This is a genomic window from Nostoc sp. 2RC (genome assembly GCF_014222165.1).
Taxonomy (GTDB): domain Bacteria; phylum Cyanobacteriota; class Cyanobacteriia; order Cyanobacteriales; family Nostocaceae; genus Nostoc; species Nostoc linckia.
The window spans coordinates 1-2,319 of record NZ_JACKZU010000635.1 but is presented as its reverse complement, the minus strand read 5'-3'; the positions used below and the strand labels follow the sequence as shown (position 1 = coordinate 2,319).

Below are 2,319 nucleotides of genomic sequence, written 5' to 3'. Positions count from 1 at the left end.
TCCCCACACTCCCCACACTTCCCCATTCCTCAGCCCCTACCAAGCCATAGGGCATCACCAATTGTCTGGTTAATTGCCAGCTATCTTGCCCCCAAATCCATTTTGGAACTGGGTTAATATCAAAGGAGCGTAACAGTTCGTAGCCACCGCGCTCTATCTGAACGTTACCCCAAATATTTGCCCCTAGTCCGATAACGCTTCCTGATACTTCCAAACTAGCTTCGAGGTGCGATAACAGTAAAGTACGCTCATAAGGAGGATTTTTAGCGGCAAACAGCCAACCGTGATATGTACGCGTGCGGATATCAGAAACTGTACCACTGGCAAAACTTCCTAGACCATTGGTAAGTAACCATTCTCTTGTATCTAAATCAGACATTTGCTACTCAAAATCGTTATGAGTATGATATAGTCGTAACAGATTGTAATCAAACTGTAAAGCGTGGATGGGTGAGTTTTACCAGACCCAAACTCCAACGCTAGTAAACCGATAAAGGAGAATAAGTTAATGTCTCTAAGTTACGGAACAGAAGGAAGCCTCCGCGTTGGTCAGCAAGCTCCCGATTTCACAGCAACAGCTGTGGTGGATCAGGAATTCAAGACAATCAAACTTTCCGATTATCGTGGTAAGTATGTCGTCCTGTTTTTCTACCCCCTAGACTTTACGTTTGTTTGTCCTACTGAAATTACAGCATTTAGCGATCGCTACGAAGAATTCAAGAAAATTAATACGGAAATCCTTGGGGTTTCCGTAGATAGCGAATTCTCCCACCTCGCTTGGATTCAAACCGATCGTAAGTCTGGTGGCGTAGGCGACTTGAATTATCCTCTAGTCTCCGACATCAAGAAAGAGATTAGCGCAGCTTACAACGTGCTTGACCCAGCAGCAGGCATAGCCTTGCGCGGTCTGTTCATCATCGACAAAGATGGTATCATACAGCACGCTACAATTAACAACTTAGCTTTTGGTCGTAGCGTTGATGAAACCCTGCGGACATTGCAAGCTATTCAGTACGTTCAATCTCACCCAGATGAAGTTTGCCCAGCGGGTTGGCAACCTGGTGACAAAACAATGAATCCCGACCCAGTGAAGTCCAAAGTCTACTTCTCTGCTGTCTAAATTAGATTTGCTGGAGTTAATCCAGCAATCAACAATAACCACAGATAAACAAGGAATAGACTTCTTGCATAAGTCGGGAAAAGGGTAAGGGGAAAGGGGGAAAAGTTTTGTGTTTTCCCTTTCCCCTTTAACATGCACTCCTTTTTCCATATCTTGCAAAAAGCACTTTTGCAAAAGGTCTAATGTATGTGTGGTTTTGTCATTGAAAGGGGAAATGGGGATTGGAGAGATGACGGTTGACTGTTGACTGTTGACTGTCCAATGCCCCATGCCCCATATCCAATTGTTTTAAATAATCAAAAAATAAAAATATGCTGACTTCAACTGATTTTAGTGGGTTATTAAACGAGCGATTCTTTCGCAATTTTTTACCAGTTCCAGCTATAAATCAACTGAGATTAGGTGTAGGAACACCAGATTTTCAGTTACCTGATATCACTAACGGTACTTTAGTAAAGTTGTCTGACTATAAAGGTAAGCAACCAGTTTTAGTTGCCTTTACTCGCATTTTTACTGAAAAGCAATATTGCCCTTTTTGTTATCCTCACATCAAAGCTTTGACTGAAAATTACGAACAATTTAAAAATCGTGGAATCGAAGTTTTGATGATTACTAGTACTGATGAACGGCAAAGTCAAATAGTTGTGAGAGATTTGGGTTTACAAATGCCGTTACTTAGCGATCCAAGTTGTCGAGTATTTCGTACTTATAATGTAGGACAAGCTTTGGGAGCGCCTTTACCAGCACAGTTTGTATTAGATAAAGAAGGAAAACTCAGATATTGGCATTTATTTTCTTTCCTGGATCATAATGCTAGTGTTGAAACATTATTACAACAATTTATCGGTATCTCAGAAAATAATATGATGTTTGGAGATTCCTAAATCAAGGGATGATTTAGCAACCTCTAAAATCTCTGGATGTGCTTCAAGAGCCTACCTCAGGGACTTAGAAGTAAAAAAATTGTGTAGGCAGGCTGAAGAGGAGAAAAACAGTGTATTGATTCTAGAAGTTTTGGAATAATTTATTTTTTTGAGTTACCTAAAAGGATGTTTTAAAAGTTTATAGTAGTGTATCAAATATTTGTACCCCACCCTAACCTTGTCAAGGGTAGAGATAGGAAAAGGGTAAGGTGTTAAGGGGTAAAGGCAAATAAAAACCCTTTCCCCTTTCCCCTTTTCCCTTTCCCCCCTCTTGCA

General features: G+C 40.8%; 3 protein-coding genes. 2 read left to right on the top strand and 1 reads right to left on the bottom strand.

Going from position 1 to position 2,319, the window contains the following annotated elements:
- Nucleotides 1-379: glycogen debranching enzyme N-terminal domain-containing protein (locus GNE10_RS34000; RefSeq protein WP_185570432.1), on the bottom strand; the 379-nt coding region annotated here is incomplete at its 3' end.
- A gap of 129 nt (nt 380-508) precedes the next feature.
- Between GNE10_RS34000 and GNE10_RS33995 the strand changes: the two genes are divergently transcribed.
- Together GNE10_RS33995 and GNE10_RS33990 are read left to right on the top strand one after the other, a co-directional pair.
- Nucleotides 509-1,120 carry a peroxiredoxin gene (locus tag GNE10_RS33995; protein WP_099072963.1) on the top strand — a complete coding sequence of 204 codons (612 nt, stop codon included), beginning with the start codon at nt 509-511 and terminating at the stop codon, nt 1,118-1,120.
- 311 nt (nt 1,121-1,431) lie between these two features.
- Complete coding sequence (locus GNE10_RS33990; protein ID WP_185570431.1) at nt 1,432-2,004, top strand: peroxiredoxin; 573 nt, start codon at nt 1,432-1,434, stop codon at nt 2,002-2,004.
- Nucleotides 2,005-2,319: the final 315 nt, after the last annotated feature.